Origin of the sequence: Sporosarcina oncorhynchi (assembly GCF_033304615.1) — a bacterium.
In the GTDB taxonomy this organism is placed as follows: domain Bacteria; phylum Bacillota; class Bacilli; order Bacillales_A; family Planococcaceae; genus Sporosarcina; species Sporosarcina oncorhynchi.
On the sequence record NZ_CP129118.1, the window covers coordinates 12501 to 38129 of the forward strand.

Consider the following 25629-nt stretch of genomic DNA (forward strand, 5'->3'; position numbering starts at 1 on the left):
TTTAGGGCTAGCCTCAAACGTTAGAATCTCGGAGGTAGAGCACTGTTTGGACTAGGGGCCCATCCCGGGTTACCGAATTCAGACAAACTCCGAATGCCGATGATTTATGTTTGGGAGTCAGACTGCGGGTGATAAGATCCGTAGTCGAGAGGGAAACAGCCCAGACCGCCAGTTAAGGTCCCCAAGTATCCGTTAAGTGGAAAAGGATGTGACGCTGTCCAGACAACCAGGATGTTGGCTTAGAAGCAGCCACCATTTAAAGAGTGCGTAATAGCTCACTGGTCGAATGGCGTTGCGCCGAAAATGTACCGGGGCTAAACGGATCACCGAAACTGCGGATTGACACCTATGGTGTCAGTGGTAGGAGAGCGTTCCAAGGGCGTCGAAGCTAGACCGTAAGGACTGGTGGAGCGCTTGGAAGTGAGAATGCCGGTATGAGTAGCGAAAGAAGGGTGAGAATCCCTTCCACCGAATGCCTAAGGTTTCCTGAGGAAGGCTCGTCCGCTCAGGGTCAGTCGGGACCTAAGTCGAGGCCGAAAGGCGTAGACGATGGATAACAGGTTGATATTCCTGTACCACCTCCCCGCCGTTTGAGCAATGGGGGGACGCAGAAGGATAGGGTGAGCGCGCTGTTGGTCATGCGCGTCTAAGCAGTGAGGTGTGGAACGAGGCAAATCCCGTTCCTATAACATTGAGCTGTGACAGCAAGGGGAATTATTCCCCGGAGTCCCTGATTTCACACTGCCAAGAAAAGCCTCTAGCGAGGCGGGAGGTGCCCGTACCGCAAACCGACACAGGTAGGCGAGAAGAGAATTCTAAGGTGATCGAGAGAACTCTCGTTAAGGAACTCGGCAAAATGACCCCGTAACTTCGGGAGAAGGGGTGCTCTGGTAGGGTGTTAAAGCCCGAGAGAGCCGCAGTGAATAGGCCCAGGCGACTGTTTAGCAAAAACACAGGTCTCTGCAAAACCGTAAGGTGACGTATAGGGGCTGACGCCTGCCCGGTGCTGGAAGGTTAAGAGGAGAGGTCAGCGCAAGCGAAGCTTCGAATTGAAGCCCCAGTAAACGGCGGCCGTAACTATAACGGTCCTAAGGTAGCGAAATTCCTTGTCGGGTAAGTTCCGACCCGCACGAAAGGCGTAACGATCTGGGCACTGTCTCAACGAGAGACTCGGTGAAATTATAATATGCGTGAAGATGCGCATTACCCGCGACAGGACGGAAAGACCCCGTGGAGCTTTACTGTAGCCTGATATTGAATTCCGGTGCAGCCTGTACAGGATAGGTAGGAGCCTTTGAGTCCGGAGCGCCAGCTTCGGAGGAGGCAATGGTGGGATACTACCCTGGCTGTATTGGACTTCTAACCCTTGCCCGTGATCCGGGCAGGAGACAGTGTCAGGTGGACAGTTTGACTGGGGCGGTCGCCTCCTAAAGAGTAACGGAGGCGCCCAAAGGTTCCCTCAGAATGGTTGGACATCATTCGTAGAGTGCAAAGGCATAAGGGAGCTTGACTGCGAGACCTACAAGTCGAGCAGGGTCGAAAGACGGGCTTAGTGATCCGGTGGTTCCGCATGGAAGGGCCATCGCTCAACGGATAAAAGCTACCCCGGGGATAACAGGCTTATCTCCCCCAAGAGTCCACATCGACGGGGAGGTTTGGCACCTCGATGTCGGCTCATCGCATCCTGGGGCTGTAGTCGGTCCCAAGGGTTGGGCTGTTCGCCCATTAAAGCGGTACGCGAGCTGGGTTCAGAACGTCGTGAGACAGTTCGGTCCCTATCCGTCGCGGGCGCAGGAAATTTGAGAGGAGCTGTCCTTAGTACGAGAGGACCGGGATGGACACACCGCTGGTGTACCAGTTGTCTTGCCAAAGGCATCGCTGGGTAGCTATGTGTGGAAGGGATAAATGCTGAAAGCATCTAAGCATGAAGCCCCCCTCAAGATGAGATTTCCCATTACGCAAGTAAGTAAGATCCCTCAAAGAAGATGAGGTAGATAGGTCCGGGGTGGAAGCGTGGCGACACGTGCAGCTGACGGATACTAATCGATCGAGGACTTAACCTTATATGTTAGAAAGCGCACGGTTGAACGTGATGAGTTCAGCAACAATGTCTGTTTTATCCGGTTTTGAATGAACAAGTATCGTTCAGTTGTCTGGTAATGATGGCGAAGAGGTCACACCCGTTCCCATACCGAACACGGAAGTTAAGCTCTTCAGCGCCGATGGTAGTAGGGGGTTTCCCCTTGTGAGAGTAGGACGTCGCCAGGCAAAGGCCATCCCTTGTGGGGGATGGTTTTTTTGTGCGTTAAAATTCGACCGAAGGTTGAGTGTTGTTTTGACTTTTTATTCGTTAATAAAGGTTAAGCTCTTCAGCGCCGATGGTAGTAAAGGGGCGAAGCCACTTTGCGTAATTTACACCAACTGTGCAAATTACGCAGGGAACTGGTTTCCCGCTGTGAGAGTAGGACGTCGCCAGGCAAAGGCCATTCCCTGTGGGGGATGGTTTTTTTGTGCGTTAAAATCAGTTCGACAGTGGAGCATTGGTTAAAAGCATTTGGCGCGAAATCGTGCTGCTTAGGAAGTGGGCGTTGTTCCGCGGCAATCGATATTTGTGGATAGAAAATTGTCCATAGATCATCCCGTGTCGCGTGAAGTGCCTTTTCAAATTAGTCTTTTTCTTTTGATCTGTAATGTAAATAGATGAGTGGTGAAATACGCTCATGTTGACTATCTATATCAGCTTAACCCGGCCAGCAAAGCGCTCACCTCGCTGCCAAAACCGCTCACCCGCGCCCGTAACCAGCAATCGCACGCCCATAAACTCCCCGCTCGCGCCCATAAATAGCAATCGCGCGCCCATAAACTCCCCACCCGCGCCCGTAACCAGCAATCGTGCGCTCATAAACTCCCCGCTCGCGCCCGTAACCAGCAATCGCACGCTCATAAATTCCCCGCTCGCGCCCATAAATAGCAATCGTGCGCCCATAAACCGCAACCCATCATCCGTAAAATAACTTGCGTTTCTCACAACGAATAAGTTTGCTATCGAACCTCGGTTTACAAAGCTTTATCAGTAAATTAGACCGTCCAACAAGCAATTCAATTTACTTAAACCTGTACTGTTTCCATTCTTGTTGATTAATAAAGACCACTAGAGGAAATGATGGAAATGGTTGTGATGAATGATTCATCAACAGGACCATATCACCGCATGGGAAGAGCATAACTAAGAAATCTGTCATTCCGCTCATCATGGAAGAGATCTAACCACCTACTCGGTGCATTCGCTTACTGCTTAAATGATAAAAGTCATTCAGCGAATAATAGGAATTCTTTTTCTTATTAACACTTCCTTGACACACCTATTAGGCACTGATAACCTTTTAATAATATTCACATGTAGAGAACGTTACTAATAGGAGGAATTGCAATGTGGGAATCTAAATTTACTCGCGAGGGATTAACATTTGACGACGTTTTACTTGTACCGGGGGCATCGGAAGTATTGCCGAAAGATGTATCATTATCTGTTAACCTGACAAAGAAGATTACATTGAACATTCCGATCATCAGTGCTGGAATGGATACGGTCACTGAATCTAAAATGGCTATCTCCATGGCGCGTCAAGGTGGTCTGGGGGTTATTCATAAGAACATGAGCATTGAAGAGCAGGCTGAGCAGGTTGTGACAGTTAAACGTTCAGAGAATGGTGTCATCACAAATCCTTTCTTCCTTACGCCTGAACATCAAGTGTTCGATGCAGAACATTTAATGGGGAAATATCGGATTTCCGGTGTTCCAATCGTCAACAATATGGATGAAATGAAGCTTGTCGGAATCTTGACGAATCGGGATCTTCGTTTTATCCAAGATTACTCGATGATTATCAATGAAGTGATGACAAAAGAAAATCTTGTGACAGCAGCTGTTGGGACAACACTTGAAGATGCTGAGAAGATTTTGCAGAAGTATAAAATTGAAAAACTTCCGATTGTCGATGATAACGGAATTTTAAAAGGGTTAATTACGATTAAGGATATTGAAAAAGTTATTGAATTCCCGAATGCTGCAAAGGACAAGCAAGGTCGTTTGCTCGTCGGTGCAGCAGTTGGTGTCACTTCAGATACGATGGTACGTGTTGCAAAGCTTGTTTCTGCTGAAGTCGATGTTATTGTCATCGATACGGCTCATGGTCATTCAAAAGGAGTTTTGGAGACTGTTGCACAAATCCGCAGGGAGTATCCAGACCTCGATATCGTCGCAGGCAACGTAGCGACAGCAGAAGGAACGGCAGCTTTATATGAAGCAGGAGCAGATGTTGTCAAAGTAGGTATCGGTCCTGGTTCAATTTGTACGACTCGTGTCGTTGCAGGTGTTGGAGTACCTCAAATTACAGCTGTTTATGAATGTGCGTCCGAAGCCCGTAAACACGGCAAGACAATCATTGCAGACGGCGGTATCAAGTACTCCGGTGATATCGTTAAAGCGCTTGCTGCAGGCGGACATGTTGTTATGTTAGGCAGTCTGCTTGCAGGTACGACTGAAAGCCCTGGAGATACTGAAATCTATCAAGGTAGACGTTTTAAAGTGTACCGTGGAATGGGTTCTGTAGGCGCGATGGAACACGGTTCAAAGGACCGTTATTTCCAGGAAGATGCGAAGAAGCTGGTGCCTGAAGGTATTGAAGGCCGTATGCCATACAAAGGCCCTCTATCGGATTCAATCCATCAGCTAGTCGGAGGAATTCGTGCAGGCATGGGTTATTGTGGCACGAAAGATCTTGAAGACTTGCGTGAAAGAGCACAATTCATCCGCATGACAGGTGCAGGTTTGCGCGAGAGCCATCCACACCAGGTGCATATTACAAAAGAAGCGCCAAACTACTCTATTTCTTAATGAATAAACATAGTTAAATGCAACTTCAGCACCTTTCCGTCCGTCAGTATATGAGCGGAAAGGTGCTTTTTTAATCTCTAGCCCTACTAGGTAGCTTCTTGTGCTAAAATATGAAGTGGAATAAAGCAATGACGGAGGTAGTTTGGTGAAACGTAAAATGAATAAATGGGTTGCCTTATTGATCTTGCCATTTATGTTACTGATGACGATCGATTCAGCACCTGTACAAGCAGATTCAACTTTAGGTATCCATGTGGATGGAGCCATTTTAATTGACGCGGACAGCGGTAAGATTCTATACGAAGAAAATGCAGATACACCACTTGGCATTGCTAGTATGTCAAAGATGATGACAGAATATATTCTGTTTGAAGCGATTGAAGAAGGCAAAATCAGCTGGGATCAGGAATACAGTGTGACGGATTATACATATGCGGTTTCGCAGGATCGTCGATTGAGTAACGTACCACTTCGCAGAGACGGTACGTATACAATTCTTGAACTGTATGAAGCTCTCGCAATATATTCCGCAAATGCTGCGACAATTGCCATTGCAGAAACGATTGCCGGGACTGAAACTGAGTTCCTGAAATTGATGGATGAAAAGGCGAAAGAGCTTGGTTTAAAAGATTATAAATTTGTCAACTCAACTGGGTTGAATAATGAGTACTTGCACGGGATGCATCCACAAGGGACAGGTGAGAAGGACGAGAACGTTATGCCTGCAAAATCAGTGGCTCGTCTCGCATTCCATTTGATGAAAGATTATCCGGAAGTATTGGAAACAACAAAAATTAATTCAAAAGTATTTCGTAAAGGTACGTCAGATGCCATTAAGATGGACAACTGGAACTTCATGCTTCCTGGCTTCGTTTACGAGTATGAAGGCGTAGATGGATTGAAGACGGGTACAACCGATTTTGCAGGACATTGCTTCACGGGAACAGCGATGCGTGGAGATAAGCGTGTTATCGCAGTTGTCATGAAAGCAGTAGATGCAAACGGCAAAGGCTCATACAAAGCACGATTTGATGCAACACGCGCATTGTTCGATTATGGGTTCAGCCAGTTTTCTGAACAGGAATTGTTGCCTGCAGGTTATCAATTCAAAGATCAGAAAACATTGGACGTGCGCAAAGGTAAAGAAAAAACGGTTTCCATTGAAGTGAAGGAACCGATCCGTGCGATGATCAAGTCGAGTGAGAAAGATTTGTACGAACCTCAGCTTGTGTTGGATGAAAAGTATGTAAAAGATGGCGCTATTGAAGCGCCTGTTAAAAAAGGAACAGTCATTGGGCATGTGAACGTCGTCAAAAAAGAAGGCGAAGATTACGGCTTCATCGACTCGAAAGATCTTGGCATGGATATCGTTGTGACAGAAGACGTGGAGAAGGCAGGCTGGTTCTCGCTCACAATGAGTGCAATCGGTGATTTCTTCGTTGGAATCTGGGACGGTGCGACAGGATTTATTAAAGGATTGTTCGATTGATCAAAAAGGTAATGGACCCCACGTGGGATTCATTACCTTTTTTCATTAACTGCTAATATGCCAAGCTTCCATAAGCTGTTGGACTGCCGGTGCAATCTCATTATCCGCAAAGCCTCCGAATCCGATGAGAAACGAAGGATGTTCACTTTTTGAAGCTTTCCGGTATGTGTTCAACCCATAGACGCGAATGCCTTTTGTCAATGCAGCTTTCGTTAATGCATCTTCGCTTAATTTTGTATGGACATTGATGATAATATGCATGCCTGCTTCATCTCCTGAATAGGAAACGTGCGGTGCATATTGTTGGAGTGATTCCGTCAGTAATTGCAATTTGCGTTTGTACACTTTCCGCATCCTGTTCAAATGTCTTGAAAAATGCCCGTCCGCCATGAAACGTGCGATTGTATGTTGGTCAAGTCTCGGGACAGTGGACGAGTAATGAATGAAAGCTTTCTCATAGCTTTCAAGTAACACTTGAGGAAGCACCATATACGCAATTCGTAATGAAGGCATGAGTGATTTCGAGAAAGTACTTATATAGATGACATTGCCTGCTTTGTCCATTCCTTGAAGTGAAGGGATCGGTCGTCCGGTATAACGGAACTCGCTATCGTAATCGTCTTCGATAATGAAATGATTTTCATTAGATGATGCCCAGTTCAACAAAGCTGTTCTACGCGCCGCAGAGAGCACTGTGCCGGTTGGGAACTGATGAGATGGTGTCACGTATGCAACTGTCGCAACGGATTGTTGTAGCGCTTGCACATCCATCCCTTCGTCATCGACTGGAATCGGTATCGCTTCTCGGTTATTGTGATAGAAAACATGATGCGTTAGCGGATAACCAGGATCTTCGATGGCATACGTTGCTTCAGGTCCAAGTAACCGGATGAGCAGGGGCATAAGTTGTTCGGTACCTGAACCGACGATAATCTGGTCTGCGGTGCAGTCAACTCCTCGTGAATGATATAAATACTTCGCGATTTCCTGCCGGAGTTCCGGGTCTCCGTGCGGATGTCCGAGTAATAGAAGATGCTGAGCGGATTCATCGATTACATCTTTCGCATATTTACGCCATTGGGTAAAGGGGAAGTAGGCTGTATCAATCTTTCCCGGGGAGAAATCGATTGCCAACTCCGTCAGTTGTTCCTCTGTTTGGGCAGGAAGAGGTTTAACTGGTTGAATGTACGCCAATTCGCCGATTTCCTGCACGAAATATCCCCTACGCGGTTTTGAAGTAATAAACCCCTCCGCGACAAGCTGTCCATACGATAACTCGATCGTCGTCTGACTCACATCCAGGAACTCTCCAAGTTTACGTTTCGAAGGTAGCTTCTCACCTACAGGCAGCTTGCCGTCAATAATCCCTTCACGTATCTGTTCGTAAATCTGTTCATATAAAGGGATATTATTTTCTTTATTCAATTCAATTAATAGCATTTCCATCGTAGAAACCTCCAACTGACCACCTTTAAAGTATGATATCTGGTCATTTTCATATGGTCATATATTAGTATACTTAATAATAAGAAAAGGGGGAAGGTAAAATGGAATTTAAATATGGCGGCGTCATTATGGACGTCATTAATGCAGAGCAGGCAAAAGTGGCAGAAGCGGCAGGTGCAATCGCGGTTATGGCACTCGAGCGTGTTCCGTCCGATATCCGGGCAGCGGGTGGAGTGGCAAGGATGGCAGATCCTCGGATTGTAGAGGAAGTGCAAAAGGTGGTTTCCATTCCGGTTATGGCAAAAGTACGGATTGGTCATATAACAGAAGCGCGTGTGTTGGAATCGATGGGGGTCGACTACATAGACGAAAGCGAAGTGCTTACACCAGCCGACGATGAGTTTCATTTATTGAAAAGTGACTATCAAGTTCCATTCGTCTGCGGAGCACGTAATCTTGGAGAAGCGGCACGCCGGTTAGGCGAGGGTGCGAAAATGCTGCGTACCAAAGGAGAACCGGGCACAGGTAATATTGTAGAAGCCGTACGACATCTTCGCATGGTCAATGCGCAAGTGAATAAAATTATCCATATGAGCAATGATGAACTGATGGTGGAAGCCCGTGATCTAGGGGCTCCTTATGAAATACTTCTCGCAATACGTGAAGCGAAGCGTCTACCGGTCACAAACTATGCAGCAGGCGGCGTGGCTACTCCTGCGGATGCGGCACTCATGATGGAACTAGGGGCAGATGGTGTCTTTGTCGGCTCAGGCATTTTCAAATCCGATAATCCTGAACGTTTCGCGCGGGCGATCGTCATGGCGACTGAAGATTTCAAGAACTATCCACTGATCGCAGACCTGTCAAAGGATATTGGCACACCAATGAAAGGTTTGGAAATTAGCAAGCTTGCAGAAAGTGAATTAATGGCTGTTCGCGGAGTGTAAAGGTTGAACAAATCTAATCTGAATTTTAAATACAGAGTAGTAAAAGGTCAGGCAATCCATAATTGTCTTGGCCTTTTTTTGAATCTAATTAAGTGATTAAACGTATAGAGAGTAAATACGGGGAGGTAGAGGGGAATGGATAAGATTTTTTCAGTAAAATATTTATTGAAATCAATCAATTCTAAGGACACCATTCAATATGGGGATGATGAAGACGTGTTTGAGGAAGTAATTGTTTTAGTCAGAGCGGACGGGAAAGATGATGCAATGAAAAAGGTCATCGATCAATATGAAGAACTGACGTATGAAAATGCTGCAGGCGGAATGACGACTTGGCAATTTGTAACAGTCTTGGATTGTTATGAATTAGTTGACAATATAGAAGGCGACATTGACTTCAAGGAAGTGTACAGCAGGTATATCCTAGTGGAAACGGGGACAACAGCGGAGGAAGTAATCCAGCAGTATGCATTGGATAAATGAATAAGAGAATCTGAGTATGAATAGAGTTCGGAATTAGCAAAGTTACAAAAGAGCCTACGATATCAGAGGAGGCAATAATTTTCATACGCATCAAAGTGGTTATCGGATTTTTTGTTATGATGTCACTGCTAATAAGGCAACTCTATTTTTCGTTTTACATTTATGAATAAGGACTGATGATGTATGACAGAACGCTTGAAAGTATTTGACGAGAACTATCGTCATATTGGTGAGGAATTAAGGGACATCATCCACGAAAAAGGCTTGTGGCACGAGACCTTTCATTGTTGGCTTATTGATGAAGAAAACGTCTACATTCAAAAGAGAAGTTTTGCCAAAAAAGACTTTCCCGGTCTGTATGACATTACAGCGGCAGTACATTTACTGGCTGCTGAAAACGTGATGGATGGAATACGAGAAGTGGAGGAAGAGTTAGGAATACTAGTGGATCCCGCGAAATTGATGAAAGCTGGTGTCGTTCGAGATGTTAGTAGACTACCTGGGTTTATTGACAAGGAATTTACGAATATATTCCTGTATCAATCAACCTTTTCACCTACCGACTTTTCACTGCAAGGAGAGGAGGTGGAAGGGATTTATGCAGTTGGAATGAATAACTTGATATCCTTATTCCGAAATGATTGTAAATCAATCACATGTACAAACTTTATAACTGGGTCATCATCGGAAGCAACTATTACTGATTTTGTTCCACATGAAACAGAGTATTTCAACAAAATTGCAGAAATGTTGGAGCGAGTCGATCAATAATGTTTAATGAATCAAAGTCGTCTATCCATTAAAATAAATGCATCAAACCAATGATCACCTAAACGTTTCTGCCTTTCATACGAAGATGGATTAGTTATTGTGTGTAACCAATACATTCAAAGAAAAGGAGCGTGGATTATATGTTGGTGTCTGAAGTGTGGAAAAGATATAAGTCTGATAAGAAAATTGAAGGCTATTCTCCGCTTACATTGAAAATGTATGGCTATCAAGCTGATCTTTTCATACGTTTTTTTGGAGATGTCAGTTTTGGTTCGTTGACTACAGATCAGTTGAAACAGTATTTGATTGAAGCTGGAGAGCACTTGAAACCCTCAAGCTTGGGCCACCGTGTACGTTTTATAAGGTCCGTATTCAAATGGGCGCATGAAGAGGGACATATCCTATCGAATCCTGCATCCAAATTAAAAGAACCGAAGATGGGTCAACGAATTCCAAAGTTCCTGACAGATTATGAAATGGAGTTGCTTTGGGAAGGTTGTCAAACGGTTATGGAGAAAGCATTGTTCGAGTTTTTTTATTCCACAGGATGCCGTATAGGTGAAGTGGAAAAGTTGAACAGAGAGGATATTAATTTCACTGGTAACTCTGTAATCGTATTAGGGAAAGGGGATAAGGAAAGAGAAGTCTACTTCAGCGTCCGTTGTTCCATTTGGTTAAAAAGATACTTGGACGAGCGAGAAGATGATGATCCGGGTCTATTTGTCACTCAGCGAAATCCAAAAAGGCGGATGAGTATAGATGCGATCAGATATACGATCAAGCGTATATCAGGCCGGGCAGGCATCAGAAAGGAAATCCATCCGCACCAGCTACGTCATAGTTATGCGACACATATGGTAAACAACGGAGCACCTTTAGAAGTTGTCCAAAGTCTCCTCGGCCATGAAAAAAGTGAAACCACAAAAATCTACGCCCATCTCAGTGGGAAACTGCGATACGATTTGTATAATCGGTACTTTTAATGAAAGATGAATCTCAAACAAATAGGCGGAAAAGTCATGTAATTAAAAAGAATAAATGATATACTTGGATTGGAAAGTAATTGGTTTAAAAAATGCGGTATTCCACAAACGGGCCAGTTTAGTAGAAGAAGAGGCGTTTTTAGAAGCGTGTTGAATATAGTTAATATATGGTGATAATTCAATTCAACATTTTCTTGGAGGGAGTATTAATTTGAAGAAAATAATGACTTTATTATTTACAATGATGTTTTTAACAGCTTGTTCAGAAACTACGAACAATGATTATAAATATAGAGGAGAAAGTGAACATTGGGAAGCTGTATACGCCTATAAAGGAACAGAAAAATGGGGAGAAAAAGACGGAAAAAGAACATATTCGAACGAAGATGGCTATGAGTTCGTATTAAAATATAAAGGTTCTTTAGAAGAGTTGTCTTCATTACAAAAACTTGAATACTCTTATGAAACTATTAGTAGTAATGGGAAAAGCACTGAAGAGTTCACGGAACCCCCATCAACAGTAACATTTTCGTCATCGGGTAGTGGAAAAGGTGGCGCAAAAGTACGTGAAGATGAAGTTATAAAAGTAAATGTAAAATGGGATGACTTTGAAGAGTCATTTGAACTGCATAATAATAGTAAGTAACTTTGTTCAACTCCCATGAAAATTAAACTCTCAACTTCGCTGAAAAAAGCAACACTAAAGAAGACGCAGCTCAGGTTTTTTAAAAAAATGCAGCGCCTAGGATTGGATCAAATTATTTGTTGGATCAGGAGGCTTCTGGTTCAGTGATTGTAACGCTGTAACCTAAGTTTTCGAGCCTTCGAACAGAATACCGTACAATGGATTGCTGTTTTTGTTTATCGAAGTAATCCTCACCCAAGTCTACGTACATTTCTTTTCGTGTTAAAAGATAATAGGCAATCCTCAAAATGGCGTGGGCGACTGAGATACCAGCACGTTTTTTACCTTTCCGTGCTGCTGTACGTCTATACATCGCTCCGAGATAAGTTTTTGAACCTCTTAATGAGTGAGCGGCTTCTATCAAAGCTGACTTTAGATATTTGTTTCCTTTTTTCATAGTTGACGATTTCCTTTTGCCAGCACTTTCGTTATGGCCGGGTACTAATCCTGCCCAGGAACATAAATGGGAAGAGCTAGGGAATTGATTCCCAACATCGGTTCCTATTTCAGCGAGGATTTGTTCAGCCATACGAGTCGCAACGCCAGGAATGGAATCCAAACGTTCAATATCTGCTTGGTGAGAGGATAGTCGATTAGCTATCTCTTGATTTAGAATCTCAACCTGTTCAGTTAGAAAGTCGATATGAGTGAGAATGGTTTTTATCATGAGGCGTTGATGTGAACTAATATATCCGCGAAGGGCAAGTTCTAGTTCATCTTTTTTCTTTTTCATTGAACGACGAGCGAAGTCCGCAAGTTTTTCCGGATCGTCTACGCCATCTGCGATGGCATTAAGCATGTCACGAGCCGAAACGCCCATAATATCGGAGACAACGGAGCCTAGCTTGATATTCGCTCCTTCTAGTACTTTTTGAATCCGATTATGTTGTCTTGCGCGCTCTTCAATGATACTTCTACGGTATCGGACTAACTCTCGTAGTTCTCGCTGATTTCGGTCGGGGATGAAACTTGCTTTAAGCAGACCATGTCGAAGAAGTTTGGCTATCCATTCAGCATCCTTCACATCGGTCTTGCGACCGGGTACTGCTTTCATATGTTGAGCATTGACTACTAAAAACTCGATATTCTCTGCTTCAAGTAAGTTAACGATCGGCTTCCAAAATACACCTGTACTCTCCATTGCTACGTGGGTACACCCATGCTCCTTGATCCAGTCGATTAACTGTATTAGAAATACAGTTTTAGTGGAAAACGTTTGAATCTCCTTTCCTTTTGGAGTCATGATACATGCGGTAATGGAATCCTTGTGAACGTCCATCCCACATGCGCGTTCAATGATTACTTCCATTGTAATCATCCTTTCCACGGCAAATAGTATTGGAGGCTGGTGCATCAACCAGAGTAGGATTAATCTCCCATGAGTGCTTCCCGTAAGGGAGCGACATTCTGTCATGCACCGTGGTCGATGGAGTCAGACTAACGGACGGGCTCTATGGCACCATAGTTGATCGACCTTCCTCTCCCAGCCGTAGTATCCGATACCCGTTCTACACACATTTTCATCCTCTGTGGTGTAGTGCTGTTTTTGCGCTACATGGATGGCTAACGGTGCAGTTTAGTTGAATAAGAAGATTATTTAGCGATTATGTCCAATAAGTTAATATATGTAAAATGTTTAACACTATATAGATCAACTGGCACTTATACAAACCCATGGTCATTCAGTTACTTATGATAAAATTAGTACTATGAGGGTTCATATGAAAGGTGGTCAGAGCATGATAAGAAAACCAACACTCATCACTTGGAAACCTACTGATGAAATTACTAAAGGGTTTATTCAAGTAGTTAAATTCGACATGAGTTTCGGTGACAAGGGACTAACTATAACTCTAGTTGATAAAATGAGAACTACAGTAGATATCACATATGATAAGAGTACAAACTACTTGGGAGACTTTGTTGTATCTTTTCGTTATACCAGTGAAATCCCAATGTCCATGCTTGCCTCCCAAGCAGAGGCAGCCAGGGATAAGAGTCGTCTAAACAATTTTGAGACTTGTTTTTATAAAGCAGTGGACTCTGATTATTTAGATCGGTTCAAACCAGATTTTCCCGGTGATTTAGCAGGTGGTTTAGAACACCATATATTTCCCGTGGACACAGGAATAGTCGAGGTTATTAATGACTATGAACCGAGCATTACTTTAACTAAGACCACTTTATAAAACGTTTTTCCTTGTTCAACTCCCATGAAAATTAAACTCTCAACTTCGCTGAAAAAAGCAACACTAAAGAAGACGCAGCTCAGGTTTTTTAAAAAAATGCAGCGCCTAGGATTGGATCAAATTATTTGTTGGATCAGGAGGCTTCTGGTTCAGTGATTGTAACGCTGTAACCTAAGTTTTCGAGCCTTCGAACAGAATACCGTACAATGGATTGCTGTTTTTGTTTATCGAAGTAATCCTCACCCAAGTCTACGTACATTTCTTTTCGTGTTAAAAGATAATAGGCAATCCTCAAAATGGCGTGGGCGACTGAGATACCAGCACGTTTTTTACCTTTCCGTGCTGCTGTACGTCTATACATCGCTCCGAGATAAGTTTTTGAACCTCTTAATGAGTGAGCGGCTTCTATCAAAGCTGACTTTAGATATTTGTTTCCTTTTTTCATAGTTGACGATTTCCTTTTGCCAGCACTTTCGTTATGGCCGGGTACTAATCCTGCCCAGGAACATAAATGGGAAGAGCTAGGGAATTGATTCCCAACATCGGTTCCTATTTCAGCGAGGATTTGTTCAGCCATACGAGTCGCAACGCCAGGAATGGAATCCAAACGTTCAATATCTGCTTGGTGAGAGGATAGTCGATTAGCTATCTCTTGATTTAGAATCTCAACCTGTTCAGTTAGAAAGTCGATATGAGTGAGAATGGTTTTTATCATGAGGCGTTGATGTGAACTAATATATCCGCGAAGGGCAAGTTCTAGTTCATCTTTTTTCTTTTTCATTGAACGACGAGCGAAGTCCGCAAGTTTTTCCGGATCGTCTACGCCATCTGCGATGGCATTAAGCATGTCACGAGCCGAAACGCCCATAATATCGGAGACAACGGAGCCTAGCTTGATATTCGCTCCTTCTAGTACTTTTTGAATCCGATTATGTTGTCTTGCGCGCTCTTCAATGATACTTCTACGGTATCGGACTAACTCTCGTAGTTCTCGCTGATTTCGGTCGGGGATGAAACTTGCTTTAAGCAGACCATGTCGAAGAAGTTTGGCTATCCATTCAGCATCCTTCACATCGGTCTTGCGACCGGGTACTGCTTTCATATGTTGAGCATTGACTACTAAAAACTCGATATTCTCTGCTTCAAGTAAGTTAACGATCGGCTTCCAAAATACACCTGTACTCTCCATTGCTACGTGGGTACACCCATGCTCCTTGATCCAGTCGATTAACTGTATTAGAAATACAGTTTTAGTGGAAAACGTTTGAATCTCCTTTCCTTTTGGAGTCATGATACATGCGGTAATGGAATCCTTGTGAACGTCCATCCCACATGCGCGTTCAATGATTACTTCCATTGTAATCATCCTTTCCACGGCAAATAGTATTGGAGGCTGGTGCATCAACCAGAGTAGGATTAATCTCCCATGAGTGCTTCCCGTAAGGGAGCGACATTCTGTCATGCACCGTGGTCGATGGAGTCAGACTAACGGACGGGCTCTATGGCACCATAGTTGATCGACCTTCCTCTCCCAGCCGTAGTATCCGATACCCGTTCTACACACATTTTCATCCTCTGTGGTGTAGTGCTGTTTTTGCGCTACATGGATGGCTAACGGGTGCTTTAGTTCAATAACGGTCTTCCACAATCGGGCGCGATTGCTTAAAAAGTGATTGCGTCCAGATCACGTAAATGTGCCAAATTATTTTGGGCAAAATACTTAATAACAGAAGGGATTTACACTGACAAGGAGGAGTGCACATTTGAAAAAGTTGCTATTGGGTTTAGTTATTATTATGGCAATGATTTCTTTATACTCATATCAGTTGCCAATTATGAGTACAGGAGAAGCGATAGTAAGTGCAGAAAAACACTTGCAAAATCCACCAAAGGAGTGGGGAAAGTCATTTTCAGACTATGATTGGAATGATACTCCATTAGAAAACGTTGTTGTATCGCTAAATCAAAAGAATGATTTTTGGAGCAACTTAACAAATAGAATGAATTGGGAAGTCACTCTAAAAAATAATGGTGCAGAGCCAACAGTTGTTATAGATGCTTATACAGGTAAACTCATTGATATTTATGGACCGTTAAACTAAGTATCCCATTTTACTGTTCAAGTAATGGGCGCGATTGCTTAAAAAGTGATTGCGTCCAGATCACGTAAATGTGCCAAATTATTTTGGGCAAAATACTTAATAACAGAAGGGATTTACACTGACAAGGAGGAGTGCACATTTGAAAAAGTTGCTATTGGGTTTAGTTATTATTATGGCAATGATTTCTTTATACTCATATCAGTTGCCAATTATGAGTACAGGAGAAGCGATAGTAAGTGCAGAAAAACACTTGCAAAATCCACCAAAGGAGTGGGGAAAGTCATTTTCAGACTATGATTGGAATGATACTCCATTAGAAAACGTTGTTGTATCGCTAAATCAAAAGAATGATTTTTGGAGCAACTTAACAAATAGAATGAATTGGGAAGTCACTCTAAAAAATAATGGTGCAGAGCCAACAGTTGTTATAGATGCTTATACAGGTAAACTCATTGATATTTATGGACCGTTAAACTAAGTATCCCATTTTACTGTTCAAGTAATGGGCGCGATTGCTTAAAAAGTGATTGCGTCCAGATCACGTAAATGTGCCAAATTATTTTGGGCAAAATACTTAATAACAGAAGGGATTTACACTGACAAGGAGGAGTGCACATTTGAAAAAGTTGCTATTGGGTTTAGTTATTATTATGGCAATGATTTCTTTATACTCATATCAGTTGCCAATTATGAGTACAGGAGAAGCGATAGTAAGTGCAGAAAAACACTTGCAAAATCCACCAAAGGAGTGGGGAAAGTCATTTTCAGACTATGATTGGAATGATACTCCATTAGAAAACGTTGTTGTATCGCTAAATCAAAAGAATGATTTTTGGAGCAACTTAACAAATAGAATGAATTGGGAAGTCACTCTAAAAAATAATGGTGCAGAGCCAACAGTTGTTATAGATGCTTATACAGGTAAACTCATTGATATTTATGGACCGTTAAACTAAGTATCCCATTTTACTGTTCAAGTAATGGGCGCGATTGTGGAGCAAGAAAAATCTGAGAGGTAGCAATTGCTATCTCTTTTTTTGAACAGTAAGAATTGATAGTGCAGTTTTTTTGGGTAAGAAGGCTTCACAAACGCTGTTATATTCTTGCTAAAAAGTTTCGTATGTAGTAAAGTAATGATAATTTAATACATCAGACGATGATGGGAAGCAGTAGCGAGTATGTTTTTTGTAGAGAGCCAGCGGGTGGTGGAAGCTGGTAAAGACACTTGTGAATCCGTCCCTGAGTAGCCGGGTTGAACGAATAGTAAGCCCAGCCGGACATTGAACCGTTATTTCAACGAGTGGATCAGCGCATTTGCTGATCAATTTGGGTGGCAACGCGGGTAGTTCTCGTCCCTATTATAGGGGATGGAGGGCTTTTTTTGTGTCTTCAAATCGTCGTCAATTTCCATTAGAGGAGGAAAAAACATGTTGGATATTAAAAAGTTACGTGCAGATTTCGATGGAGTGAAAGAAAAGCTTGCGAAACGTGGAGAAGATCTGTCCGATTTGGATAAATTCGTTGGTTTGGATGACAAACGTCGGGAATTAATCGCAAAAGTAGAAGTGTTAAAAGCGGAGCGCAATGAAGTGTCACAAAAAGTGGCGGAGATGAAACGCAACAAGGAAAATGCGGATGACGTTATCGCTCGTACGCGTGAAGTCGGCGATGAGATTAAAACATTGGATGAAGAGTTGCACAAAGTCGAAGAAGAACTCAATTATGTAGTGATGCGTATCCCGAACATTCCTCATGAAAGTGTTCCTGTCGGCGACAGCGAAGATGACAACGTGGAAATCCGTACGTGGGGCGAGAAGCCTGAATTTACGTTTGAACCGAAACCCCACTGGGAAATTGGAACAGATTTGAAATTACTTGATTTTGAACGTGCAGCGAAAGTGGCGGGAAGCCGTTTCGTATTCTATCGTGGCCTTGGTTCACGCTTGGAACGTGCGTTGATCAGCTTTATGATGGACCTTCATGTCGATGAGCATGGCTATGAAGAAATGCTACCGCCCTACTTGGTAAACCGCACGAGCTTAACAGGTACTGGTCAATTGCCGAAATTCGAAGAGGATGCGTTCCTAGTTGAGGAAGAGGACTATTTCTTAATTCCGACATCTGAAGTACCGGTAACGAACTTCTACCGTGATGAAATTCTGGACGGTGCACAACTGCCTGTGGCATTTACAGCATACAGCACAAACTTCCGTTCAGAGGCAGGTTCCGCAGGACGTGATACACGTGGGTTAATTCGCCAGCATCAGTTCAATAAAGTTGAGCTTGTTCGCTTCGTGAAGCCAGAAGATTCTTATGATGAGTTGGAAAAACTGACAGGTCATGCTGAAAAAGTATTGCAGTTGCTAGGCTTGCCGTACCGTGCCTTAAAGATGTGTACAGCGGATCTTGGCTTCACAGCTGCGAAGAAATATGATCTTGAAGTATGGATTCCAACGCAAGGGACGTACCGTGAAATCTCTTCTTGTTCAAACTTCGAAGATTTCCAAGCAAGACGTGCGTCAATCCGTTTCCGCCGCGAGCCGGGTGCTAAACCTGAATTTGTGCATACATTAAACGGCAGTGGTCTAGCGGTTGGCCGGACAGTCGCTGCAATCCTTGAAAATTACCAGCAAGAAGATGGATCTGTCATGATTCCTGAAGTATTGCGTCCGTACATGGGTGGCAGAGAAGTCATTAAGTAATCGGTCGATTTGATTTATCAGTAGAAAAAGAGCGATGCAGAAGTTTATTCCACTTCCCGCATCGCTCTTTTTTGTGCTTTTTTCTTATCTCGTAATGCACGGAAAAAATCAGTTAGCATCGCGCTGCATTCTTCTGCCAGCACGCCTTCCGAAACGTCACATTCATGATTGAATCGCTCGTCATTCAATAACCGGTACAACGAATCGACACACCCGCCTTTCGGGTCACGTGCTGCGTAAACAACGCGCGGAATCCGTGATTGAAGTATGGCACCTGCGCACATCGGGCAAGGTTCAAGCGTGACATACAATGTCGTCTCTTCTAACCGCCAGCTGCCGACTGCTTCACATGCATCCTGTATAGCTGTAAGTTCGGCATGTGTTACCGCATTTTGAGACGTTTCCCGTAAATTATGAGAGCGCGCAATGACCTCGCCATCTTTTACGATAACCGCGCCAATTGGTACTTCACCAAGTGCTTCGGCTTTTCTCGCTTCTTCTATAGCCAACTGCATGAAGCGGTGATCTGTCGTCATTTCATCCATTTGCAATCGCTCCTTATGTGTAGTGTATCATCCTTGAATAGCTCTTTGCTATATCCTTCCGAATGGTCTATGTTTCATCTTTGCTCTGTGGTAAAATGAAGTGCAGAAATTGACGAATCAAAGGAGAGCTTTTTATGTCTGTTCCGTTCATTACGGTTGAGGGTCCGATTGGCGTCGGGAAAACAACTCTCTCAAAAGCGATCGCAGAATCGCAACAGTTCCATCAGTTACGTGAAATCGTGGATGAAAATCCATTTCTGAATAAATTTTATGATGATATCGAGGAGTGGAGTTTCCAGACGGAAATGTATTTCCTCTGTAACCGCTACAAACAACTAAGTGATATTCAAAAGAAGTTTTTATATGAACAGCAACCTGTTGTCGCAGATTATCACATTTTTAAGAATCTGATTTTCGCAAAGCGGACGCTTCCGGCAGAAGAATATGTAAAGTATGAAGAAATCTATCGGATTCTGACGAGGGACATGCCCGTACCGAATGTGATTATTTATCTTCATGCTTCCCTGGGCACACTCATGAAACGGATTGAATTGCGTGGAAGGGATTTTGAAAAAAATATCGATCCGGCGTATTTGCAGCAACTGTCGGACGACTATGAAGTGTTCGTCTCAAACTTTGAAGAGACTCATCCGGAGATTCCTGTCCTTCATGTCAATGGGGATGAAATTGACTTTGTAAATGATGCCGGAGACTTGCAACTCTTATTAAGCAAAGTCGATGAGACGATACGAAAAGGGGCAAAACAATGAATTTACGTGAAAAGTACGGCATTCCCAATAGTGCTGTTATTACAATAGCGGGAACAGTTGGTGCTGGGAAGTCGACGATGACAAATGCATTGGCGAAAGCGCTCGATTTCCGCACTTCTCTTGAGAATGTTGATGAAAATCCATATTTGGATCGTTTCTATGACAATTTTGAGCAATGGAGCTTCCATTTACAGATTTATTTCCTGGCAGAACGGTTTAAAGAACAGAAGCGGATTTTCGAATATGGCGGCGGCTTTATACAAGACCGTTCCATTTACGAAGATACAGGGATTTTCGCGAAGATGCATAAAGACAAAGGGACGATGGATCCTGTCGATTATGATACATATACGAAATTGTTTGATGCGATGGTGATGACGCCGTATTTCCCGCATCCTGATTTACTCGTCTATTTGGATGGACCGTTTGATACGATACTTACACGTATTCAGGAGCGTGGGCGCCAAATGGAACAGGACACGCCGCTTGCCTATTGGGAAGAACTGCATAATAGATATGTGACGTGGATCGATTCATTTAATTCATGCCCTGTGCTGCGAATCGATATTACAGACTATGACTTGAAAAAGAATCCGGACGAAGTTGAATCGATTGTAGAGCGTATCGGCAATATGCTGAATTTGTCTTCTGCGTTAAAAAAGTAAATATAAATATGAAAAAGGATGAATTCCGATGAATTCATCCCTTTTTTTATACACGCGTGAAGGAATTTACGAAAAACTCCTTATATAACTCTTTCAGAATTTTTGTCTCGTCTTGTTTTTTCACACCGAATACTAAACTGACTTCCGATGAACCTTGGTTGATCATGTCGATATTACTGCCGGTGCGTGCGATGGCACTTGCTGCGCGTGCCGCAAGACCGGTTGTATACTGCATGCCTTCCCCAACGAGTACAATCATAGAGTAATCATGCTCCACAATGACGGCATCCGGTTCTAGTTCTTTATGGATTCGTTCTACAATCTTCTTCTCTTTATCCTCAGGCAAATAGCGAGTTCGTACGATGATAGACAGATTATCAATGCCGGAAGGTGTATGCTCATAAGAAATATCTTCTTCTTCAAAAATCTGAAGGAGCCTGCGTCCGAAACCGATTTCTAAGTTCATCAAGTATTTATCTACATAAATCGTCGTAAATCCACTGTCTGCGGCGATTCCGATAACTTGTTGCTCATTATAATCCCGTTCCTTGACAATTAGTGTGCCCGGGGCATTAGGATTATTTGTGTTTTTGATGCTCACAGGAATCGATTTACGAAATGCCGGTATAAGTGCTTCATCATGAAACACAGAGAAACCGGCGTAGGCCAATTCCCGCATTTCCCGGTAAGTCATTTTATCAATGGCTACAGGGTTTTCGATAATCGTCGGATTAGCAGCGAATACGGAATCGACATCCGTGAAGTTTTCATAGAGATCCGCTTTAGTTGCCGCGGCAATAATTGACCCTGTTATATCGGATCCGCCACGGTTGAACGTTCGAATTGTTCCGTCATTTGTATAACCAAAGAATCCTGGGAAAACAATAATACCGGGAAGATCCCGCAGTTTCGCCAGGCGATTATCCCCTTCCGGTAATGCACGCACGCGTTCCGGTCTGTCGCTGACAAGCAGTCCGCCTTCTTTCGGACTTACATACTGGGCTTCCATTCCGATGAAGCTGAAATAGGCCGCAATCATCTTCGCGTTATTATCTTCACCGGCTGCTTTCATTTTATCCATATATAAGAGTGTATCTTCTTTATCCCTACCGAGACGTTCCCGTAAATCGGTTTCGATTTCATCCGCGATTGTTCCGTCCATTCCGAGGTCTAGCGCAATACTTCGGAAGCGTTCGACGACATCGGATAATGCAGCCTCGATATCTTCATTTGCAAGAGCCTTATTAGCAAGGAGTATAAGCAGATCTGTCACTTTCATATCTTCAGAGAATCGTTTGCCTGGAGCGGAGACCACAACAATTTTACGGTCTTTGTTGGAAGAAACGATGTCGACTACTTTTCGAATTTGTTCGGCAGAGGCAACGGAAGTGCCACCGAATTTGCACACTATCATATTCATCAGATCCTATTCTTAGTGAAATGGCAATTGCATGATATATTGAACTTTACCATAAATGGGGTTGTTATTGAAGATTTATTTCTCTATAATGTCCTTATGGAAAGAACGAATGTATTTTTATAGTGTACATATAGCGAGGAGAATCGTCAATGAAAAGTGAAATAACAATTGGTTTGCTCGGATTTGGTGTTGTAGGCAGTGGTGTGGCAACAATTCTGCATGAACACCAAGCCGACTTGAGTTATAAATTAGGTGTTCCTGTAAAGATAAAAAAAGTGCTCGTAAAAGACGCCACTAAAAAGAGAGATACGGCATTGGCACAAGAGACATTCACGACGGACATCGACGAGTTAATCGAAGACAGGTCTATTGATTTGATTGTGGAAGTTATGGGGGGCACGACGGAAGCGAAAGAGGCGATTGAACGGGCTTTGCGAGCAGGCAAAGGTGTTGTTACAGCGAATAAAGATGTGATGGCTGAATCAGGATTCGACTTATTGAAATTGGCTGATGAGAATAAATGCGATCTCTTCTATGAAGCAAGTGTTGGAGGGGGGATACCTCTTATCCGGACACTTGAAGATGGCCTGGCATCCGACCGGATCCGTGCCTTGACTGGTATTGTGAACGGCACGACGAACTTCATCCTCACGAAAATGAAACATGAAAAGAAAACTTACGAAGAAGCCTTAGCGGAAGCGACCGAGCTCGGATTTGCGGAATCGGACCCATCTGCAGACGTTGACGGTATCGATGCGGCACGGAAAATGGTCATTCTCGCTTCACTTGCGTTTTCAACGGAAGTACATATGGATGATGTATTCGTTAGAGGGATGGGCGTCATTCAGGACGGGGATCTGGAGCTTGCGGAGCATTTCGGGTATACCGTAAAAATGGCAGGTTCTGCAAAAAAGGATGAGGATGGCATTGAAGTGGCAGTGGAACCGGTTTTCATCCAGAATTCGCATCCGCTTGCTTCCGTCAATAATGAATTCAACGCAGTATATGTATATGGAGATGCCGTCGGAGAGACGATGTTCTACGGACCGGGAGCGGGTTCTTTGCCAACAGCCACTTCGGTCACGGGCGACGTCATTGCTGCTTGTCGTAACTTATTGCTCGGCGTCAATGGAAAGCGAATGCACGCACCGCAATTCACATGCGAAGTGAAGAATGACAGCCAAATCATCGGACGTTATTTTCACCGCATCTCCATTAAGGACCAGGTTGGTGTACTGACGAACCTGTCATCGATTTACAGCAAACACGGTGCAAGCATCGCAACCGTCGTCCAACCTGAGGGTAAACCGAATAATGAAGTTGATTTGATCATGATTACCCATCATATATCGCGGCAACAACACCAAAACATCTTGCAAGACTTGCAACAAGCACCAGAAGTTAATAAAGTCATCAGTTATTACCGAGTGGAGGGCGAAAATAGATGAGAAGATGGAATGGATTAATCGAAGAATACAAAGAATGGTTGCCAGTGACGGATGAAACACCTGAACTCACATTACAAGAAGGAAACACACCGCTTATCCATTTAAAAAACCTATCCGAACAATGGGGCATTCACCTGTACGTTAAAACGGAAGGGACAAACCCAACAGGCTCTTTTAAGGATCGCGGCATGGTGATGGCTGTCGCTAAAGCGAAAGAAGAAGGTAAAACCGCGCTCATATGTGCATCGACGGGCAACACATCCGCTTCTGCAGCAGCCTATGGTGCACGCGCAGGGATGCGTACAATCGTTGTCATCCCGGAAGGACGGATTGCACTTGGTAAATTGGCGCAGGCTAAAATGTACGGTGCTGAAATTGTTGCGATTGAAGGCAATTTTGATGAGGCGCTTCGAATGGTCCGCGAAGTCGGCGAAGGAAAGATTGCACTCGTCAACTCGGTAAACCCGTACCGTTTAGAAGGACAAAAAACAATCGCATTTGAAACGATTGAGCAATTAGGGAAAGTTCCGGACATATTTGCTTTGCCGGTCGGTAATGCGGGCAACATTTCTGCTGCTTGGAAAGGGTTTAAGGAATATGATTCCAAAACAGGTTTTGGCACACCGAAGTTGTTAGGTGTGCAAGCGGACGGGGCGGCACCAATCGTCTATGACCGCGTGTTTGAAGAACCTGAAACGATTGCAACGGCAATTCGTATTGGAAATCCAGCGAGTTGGCATTTGGCGACAGCGGCACTTGAAGAATCAGAAGGCATTATTCTGTCTGCCACGGATGAAGAGATCCTGGAAGCTTATAGTCTACTTGCTTCAACGGATGGAATATTTGCAGAACCTGCATCATGTGCAACCATTGCAGGCATCAAAAAGCAGTTGGATGCCGGTTTGATCGAAAAAGGTACGACGATTGTCGGTGTGCTGACAGGAAACGGATTGAAAGACCCCGAGACGGCGATACAAGTCAATGAAGGAAAACCGTTTTTGACTACAGAAGAATTCAATGCGTTTTTGAATGAGTTGAAGGCAGGCGGCAACTGATGGCGGCGCCGATGTTTACGGTTGTCGTTCCAGCGACGACAGCAAACCTTGGCCCTGGGTATGACAGTGTTGGCATGGCACTCGCATTATATATGCGCGTTGCGGTTACACCTGCTACTATATGGTCTGTTCAATATGCCGGTGAAGAATATGCGGACTTGACGACTGGAGAGGACAATCTAATCGTTCGTACCGTCAAGGAAGTGGCGCAACGATATGGCAAGGAAATAGAATCCTATCAGCTCCATGTGCAATCAGACATTCCGCTTGGCAAAGGACTCGGCAGTAGTGCAACCGCGATTGCCGCGGGAATTGTCGTCGCGGAAAGGCTGCTGCATCTTACATTCACACCGATTGAAAAAGCCCGTTTAGGCAGTGAATTGGAGGGGCATTCAGATAATGTCACAGCGGCTCTGTTCGGTGGCGTGACAGTCTCATATTTTGTGGAGGATGCGATGGAAGTTATCCAATTGCCAAAACCCACGATAGGAGCTGTTATTCTTGTTCCGCCTGAAGCTTTAAAAACAAGCGATTCCAGGGGACTTCTGCCTACCGACCTGCGACATACCGAGGCGGCGGCAGGCAGTGCCGCGGGTAGCTTGCTGACAACCGCGATCGCGATAGGGGATTGGGCACTGGCTGGACGGATGATGGAAAAAGATGTTTTTCATGAAAGGTTCCGAAAACCGCTCTTTCCTTTTTTTGATGAAATTCGCACTTACTGCCACTCGCTTGGTGCATATGGAATGACGATTAGCGGCGCGGGCCCGTCATTGTTTGTAGCAGTGCAAGATGGTCAAGAACAGCAAATGGCTGAAAAATTAGCAGTGAAATTTCCTTATTACGACGTGATGGCATTAAAGCCTGCTGAAACAGGGGCAAGGATAGAGTGAGCTTCCGTGGGATTCAACTAAGGTGAAGTCTTTATTGAAGAAAAACATACAAAAAACCCGACCGGTTGTGCCGGTCGGGCGATTTATCGTTTCAGGTGAAATTCAAAACAGAGTTTTGAGTTTCATTTCCAACGTATGC

Annotated in this window: 23 protein-coding genes, 2 rRNA genes and 1 other annotated feature (1 of these 26 cut by a window edge); of the genes, 19 read left to right on the forward strand and 6 right to left on the reverse strand. The window is 43.9% G+C overall.

Annotated features, from left to right (window positions below):
• Both QWT69_RS00045 and rrf read left to right on the forward strand, forming a co-directional pair.
• A 23S ribosomal RNA gene (locus tag QWT69_RS00045) occupies positions 1-2063 on the forward strand (it extends 871 nt beyond the left edge of the window).
• Between the two features lie 89 nt (positions 2064-2152).
• Positions 2153-2268: ribosomal RNA gene (gene rrf / locus QWT69_RS00050) — 5S ribosomal RNA — on the forward strand.
• Between the two features lie 463 nt (positions 2269-2731).
• On the opposite strand, the gene QWT69_RS00055 is transcribed toward rrf, so the two are convergent.
• Positions 2732-3028, reverse strand: coding sequence for a hypothetical protein (locus QWT69_RS00055; RefSeq protein WP_317967821.1), 297 nt, complete (start codon positions 3026-3028; stop codon positions 2732-2734).
• Positions 3029-3430: 402 nt separating this feature from the next.
• On the opposite strand from QWT69_RS00055, the gene guaB reads away from it, so the two are divergent.
• Positions 3431-4897 (forward strand): IMP dehydrogenase, encoded by a 1467-nt coding sequence (gene guaB / locus QWT69_RS00060; RefSeq protein WP_317967823.1) that lies wholly within the window; start codon positions 3431-3433, stop codon positions 4895-4897.
• Positions 4898-5090: 193 nt separating this feature from the next.
• Positions 5091-6386: a serine hydrolase gene (locus QWT69_RS00065; protein ID WP_431312328.1), complete on the forward strand. Its 1296-nt coding sequence runs from the start codon at positions 5091-5093 to the stop codon at positions 6384-6386.
• Positions 6387-6431: 45 nt separating this feature from the next.
• On the opposite strand, the gene pdxR is transcribed toward QWT69_RS00065, so the two are convergent.
• A complete protein-coding gene (gene pdxR / locus QWT69_RS00070) occupies positions 6432-7832 on the reverse strand; it encodes a MocR-like pyridoxine biosynthesis transcription factor PdxR (protein WP_317967825.1) in 1401 nt (466 codons plus the stop codon).
• A gap of 101 nt (positions 7833-7933) precedes the next feature.
• On the opposite strand from pdxR, the gene pdxS reads away from it, so the two are divergent.
• From pdxS to QWT69_RS00095, 5 genes are all read left to right on the forward strand, one after another.
• Positions 7934-8779 carry a pyridoxal 5'-phosphate synthase lyase subunit PdxS gene (pdxS, locus tag QWT69_RS00075; RefSeq protein WP_317967827.1) on the forward strand — a complete coding sequence of 282 codons (846 nt, stop codon included), beginning with the start codon at positions 7934-7936 and terminating at the stop codon, positions 8777-8779.
• Positions 8780-8914: 135 nt separating this feature from the next.
• Positions 8915-9262 carry a DUF4288 domain-containing protein gene (locus QWT69_RS00080; protein ID WP_317967829.1) on the forward strand — a complete coding sequence of 116 codons (348 nt, stop codon included), beginning with the start codon at positions 8915-8917 and terminating at the stop codon, positions 9260-9262.
• Positions 9263-9445: 183 nt separating this feature from the next.
• On the forward strand, positions 9446-10033 hold the full coding sequence (locus QWT69_RS00085) for an NUDIX hydrolase (protein WP_317967831.1): 588 nt from the start codon (positions 9446-9448) through the stop codon (positions 10031-10033).
• A gap of 140 nt (positions 10034-10173) precedes the next feature.
• Positions 10174-11016 (forward strand): tyrosine-type recombinase/integrase, encoded by an 843-nt coding sequence (locus QWT69_RS00090; protein WP_317967833.1) that lies wholly within the window; start codon positions 10174-10176, stop codon positions 11014-11016.
• 211 nt (positions 11017-11227) lie between these two features.
• Positions 11228-11662: a hypothetical protein gene (locus QWT69_RS00095; RefSeq protein WP_317967835.1), complete on the forward strand. Its 435-nt coding sequence runs from the start codon at positions 11228-11230 to the stop codon at positions 11660-11662.
• 124 nt (positions 11663-11786) lie between these two features.
• Here the strand turns inward: QWT69_RS00095 and QWT69_RS00100 are convergent, their stop codons facing one another.
• A complete protein-coding gene (locus tag QWT69_RS00100) occupies positions 11787-13010 on the reverse strand; it encodes an IS110 family RNA-guided transposase (RefSeq protein ID WP_317967837.1) in 1224 nt (407 codons plus the stop codon).
• Between the two features lie 412 nt (positions 13011-13422).
• Here QWT69_RS00100 and QWT69_RS00105 point away from each other — a divergent pair, with 412 nt between their 5' ends.
• Positions 13423-13890: a hypothetical protein gene (locus QWT69_RS00105; RefSeq protein WP_317967839.1), complete on the forward strand. Its 468-nt coding sequence runs from the start codon at positions 13423-13425 to the stop codon at positions 13888-13890.
• Positions 13891-14023: 133 nt separating this feature from the next.
• Here QWT69_RS00105 and QWT69_RS00110 read toward each other — a convergent pair whose 3' ends face one another.
• Positions 14024-15247, reverse strand: coding sequence for an IS110 family RNA-guided transposase (locus tag QWT69_RS00110; protein WP_317967837.1), 1224 nt, complete (start codon positions 15245-15247; stop codon positions 14024-14026).
• A gap of 406 nt (positions 15248-15653) precedes the next feature.
• Between QWT69_RS00110 and QWT69_RS00115 the strand changes: the two genes are divergently transcribed.
• The 4 genes from QWT69_RS00115 to serS all read left to right on the forward strand — a co-directional run bounded on the left by QWT69_RS00115 (position 15654) and on the right by serS (position 18694).
• Entirely contained in the window at positions 15654-15992 is a 339-nt protein-coding gene (locus QWT69_RS00115) for a PepSY domain-containing protein (RefSeq protein ID WP_317967841.1), read from the forward strand.
• A 139-nt stretch (positions 15993-16131) separates the two neighbouring features.
• Positions 16132-16470 carry a PepSY domain-containing protein gene (locus QWT69_RS00120; protein ID WP_317967841.1) on the forward strand — a complete coding sequence of 113 codons (339 nt, stop codon included), beginning with the start codon at positions 16132-16134 and terminating at the stop codon, positions 16468-16470.
• 139 nt (positions 16471-16609) lie between these two features.
• A complete protein-coding gene (locus QWT69_RS00125) occupies positions 16610-16948 on the forward strand; it encodes a PepSY domain-containing protein (protein WP_317967841.1) in 339 nt (112 codons plus the stop codon).
• Between the two features lie 191 nt (positions 16949-17139).
• Positions 17140-17352: a binding site (T-box leader), on the forward strand.
• Between the two features lie 67 nt (positions 17353-17419).
• Positions 17420-18694 (forward strand): serine--tRNA ligase, encoded by a 1275-nt coding sequence (gene serS / locus QWT69_RS00130; RefSeq protein WP_317967843.1) that lies wholly within the window; start codon positions 17420-17422, stop codon positions 18692-18694.
• A 44-nt stretch (positions 18695-18738) separates the two neighbouring features.
• On the opposite strand, the gene tadA is transcribed toward serS, so the two are convergent.
• Positions 18739-19239, reverse strand: coding sequence for a tRNA adenosine(34) deaminase TadA (gene tadA, locus QWT69_RS00135; RefSeq protein ID WP_317967845.1), 501 nt, complete (start codon positions 19237-19239; stop codon positions 18739-18741).
• Positions 19240-19373: 134 nt separating this feature from the next.
• Between tadA and QWT69_RS00140 the strand changes: the two genes are divergently transcribed.
• Both QWT69_RS00140 and QWT69_RS00145 read left to right on the forward strand, forming a co-directional pair.
• A complete protein-coding gene (locus QWT69_RS00140) occupies positions 19374-20009 on the forward strand; it encodes a deoxynucleoside kinase (protein WP_317967847.1) in 636 nt (211 codons plus the stop codon).
• Complete coding sequence (locus QWT69_RS00145; protein WP_317967849.1) at positions 20006-20674, forward strand: deoxynucleoside kinase; 669 nt, start codon at positions 20006-20008, stop codon at positions 20672-20674. Before QWT69_RS00140 ends, QWT69_RS00145 begins: the two co-directional genes overlap by 4 nt.
• A gap of 46 nt (positions 20675-20720) precedes the next feature.
• Here the strand turns inward: QWT69_RS00145 and QWT69_RS00150 are convergent, their stop codons facing one another.
• A complete protein-coding gene (locus tag QWT69_RS00150; protein ID WP_317970822.1) occupies positions 20721-22088 on the reverse strand; it encodes an aspartate kinase in 1368 nt (455 codons plus the stop codon).
• A gap of 155 nt (positions 22089-22243) precedes the next feature.
• Here QWT69_RS00150 and QWT69_RS00155 point away from each other — a divergent pair, with 155 nt between their 5' ends.
• From QWT69_RS00155 to thrB, 3 genes are read left to right on the forward strand one after another with little or no spacing between them, the layout of a single operon-like run.
• Positions 22244-23542, forward strand: a complete 1299-nt coding sequence (locus QWT69_RS00155; RefSeq protein ID WP_317967850.1) for a homoserine dehydrogenase — start codon at positions 22244-22246, stop codon at positions 23540-23542.
• Entirely contained in the window at positions 23539-24597 is a 1059-nt protein-coding gene (thrC, locus tag QWT69_RS00160) for a threonine synthase (RefSeq protein ID WP_317967852.1), read from the forward strand. The genes QWT69_RS00155 and thrC overlap by 4 nt, the downstream gene beginning before the upstream one ends.
• On the forward strand, positions 24597-25490 hold the full coding sequence (gene thrB / locus QWT69_RS00165; RefSeq protein ID WP_317967854.1) for a homoserine kinase: 894 nt from the start codon (positions 24597-24599) through the stop codon (positions 25488-25490). Before thrC ends, thrB begins: the two co-directional genes overlap by 1 nt.
• Positions 25491-25629: the final 139 nt, after the last annotated feature.

Coding starts and splice junctions, on each gene's coding strand:
- QWT69_RS00150 (WP_317970822.1), bottom strand. CDS start 22,088: ATGATAGTGTGCAAATTCGGTGGCACTTCCGTTGCCTCTGCCGAACAA.
- QWT69_RS00080 (WP_317967829.1), top strand. CDS start 8,915: ATGGATAAGATTTTTTCAGTAAAATATTTATTGAAATCAATCAATTCT.
- thrC (WP_317967852.1), top strand. CDS start 23,539: ATGAGAAGATGGAATGGATTAATCGAAGAATACAAAGAATGGTTGCCA.
- QWT69_RS00105 (WP_317967839.1), top strand. CDS start 13,423: ATGAAAGGTGGTCAGAGCATGATAAGAAAACCAACACTCATCACTTGG.
- QWT69_RS00145 (WP_317967849.1), top strand. CDS start 20,006: ATGAATTTACGTGAAAAGTACGGCATTCCCAATAGTGCTGTTATTACA.
- guaB (WP_317967823.1), top strand. CDS start 3,431: ATGTGGGAATCTAAATTTACTCGCGAGGGATTAACATTTGACGACGTT.
- thrB (WP_317967854.1), top strand. CDS start 24,597: ATGGCGGCGCCGATGTTTACGGTTGTCGTTCCAGCGACGACAGCAAAC.
- QWT69_RS00065 (WP_431312328.1), top strand. CDS start 5,091: ATGTTACTGATGACGATCGATTCAGCACCTGTACAAGCAGATTCAACT.
- QWT69_RS00090 (WP_317967833.1), top strand. CDS start 10,174: ATGTTGGTGTCTGAAGTGTGGAAAAGATATAAGTCTGATAAGAAAATT.
- QWT69_RS00100 (WP_317967837.1), bottom strand. CDS start 13,010: ATGGAAGTAATCATTGAACGCGCATGTGGGATGGACGTTCACAAGGAT.
- QWT69_RS00110 (WP_317967837.1), bottom strand. CDS start 15,247: ATGGAAGTAATCATTGAACGCGCATGTGGGATGGACGTTCACAAGGAT.
- pdxR (WP_317967825.1), bottom strand. CDS start 7,832: ATGGAAATGCTATTAATTGAATTGAATAAAGAAAATAATATCCCTTTA.
- QWT69_RS00140 (WP_317967847.1), top strand. CDS start 19,374: ATGTCTGTTCCGTTCATTACGGTTGAGGGTCCGATTGGCGTCGGGAAA.
- QWT69_RS00155 (WP_317967850.1), top strand. CDS start 22,244: ATGAAAAGTGAAATAACAATTGGTTTGCTCGGATTTGGTGTTGTAGGC.
- serS (WP_317967843.1), top strand. CDS start 17,420: ATGTTGGATATTAAAAAGTTACGTGCAGATTTCGATGGAGTGAAAGAA.
- tadA (WP_317967845.1), bottom strand. CDS start 19,239: ATGGATGAAATGACGACAGATCACCGCTTCATGCAGTTGGCTATAGAA.
- QWT69_RS00085 (WP_317967831.1), top strand. CDS start 9,446: ATGACAGAACGCTTGAAAGTATTTGACGAGAACTATCGTCATATTGGT.
- pdxS (WP_317967827.1), top strand. CDS start 7,934: ATGGAATTTAAATATGGCGGCGTCATTATGGACGTCATTAATGCAGAG.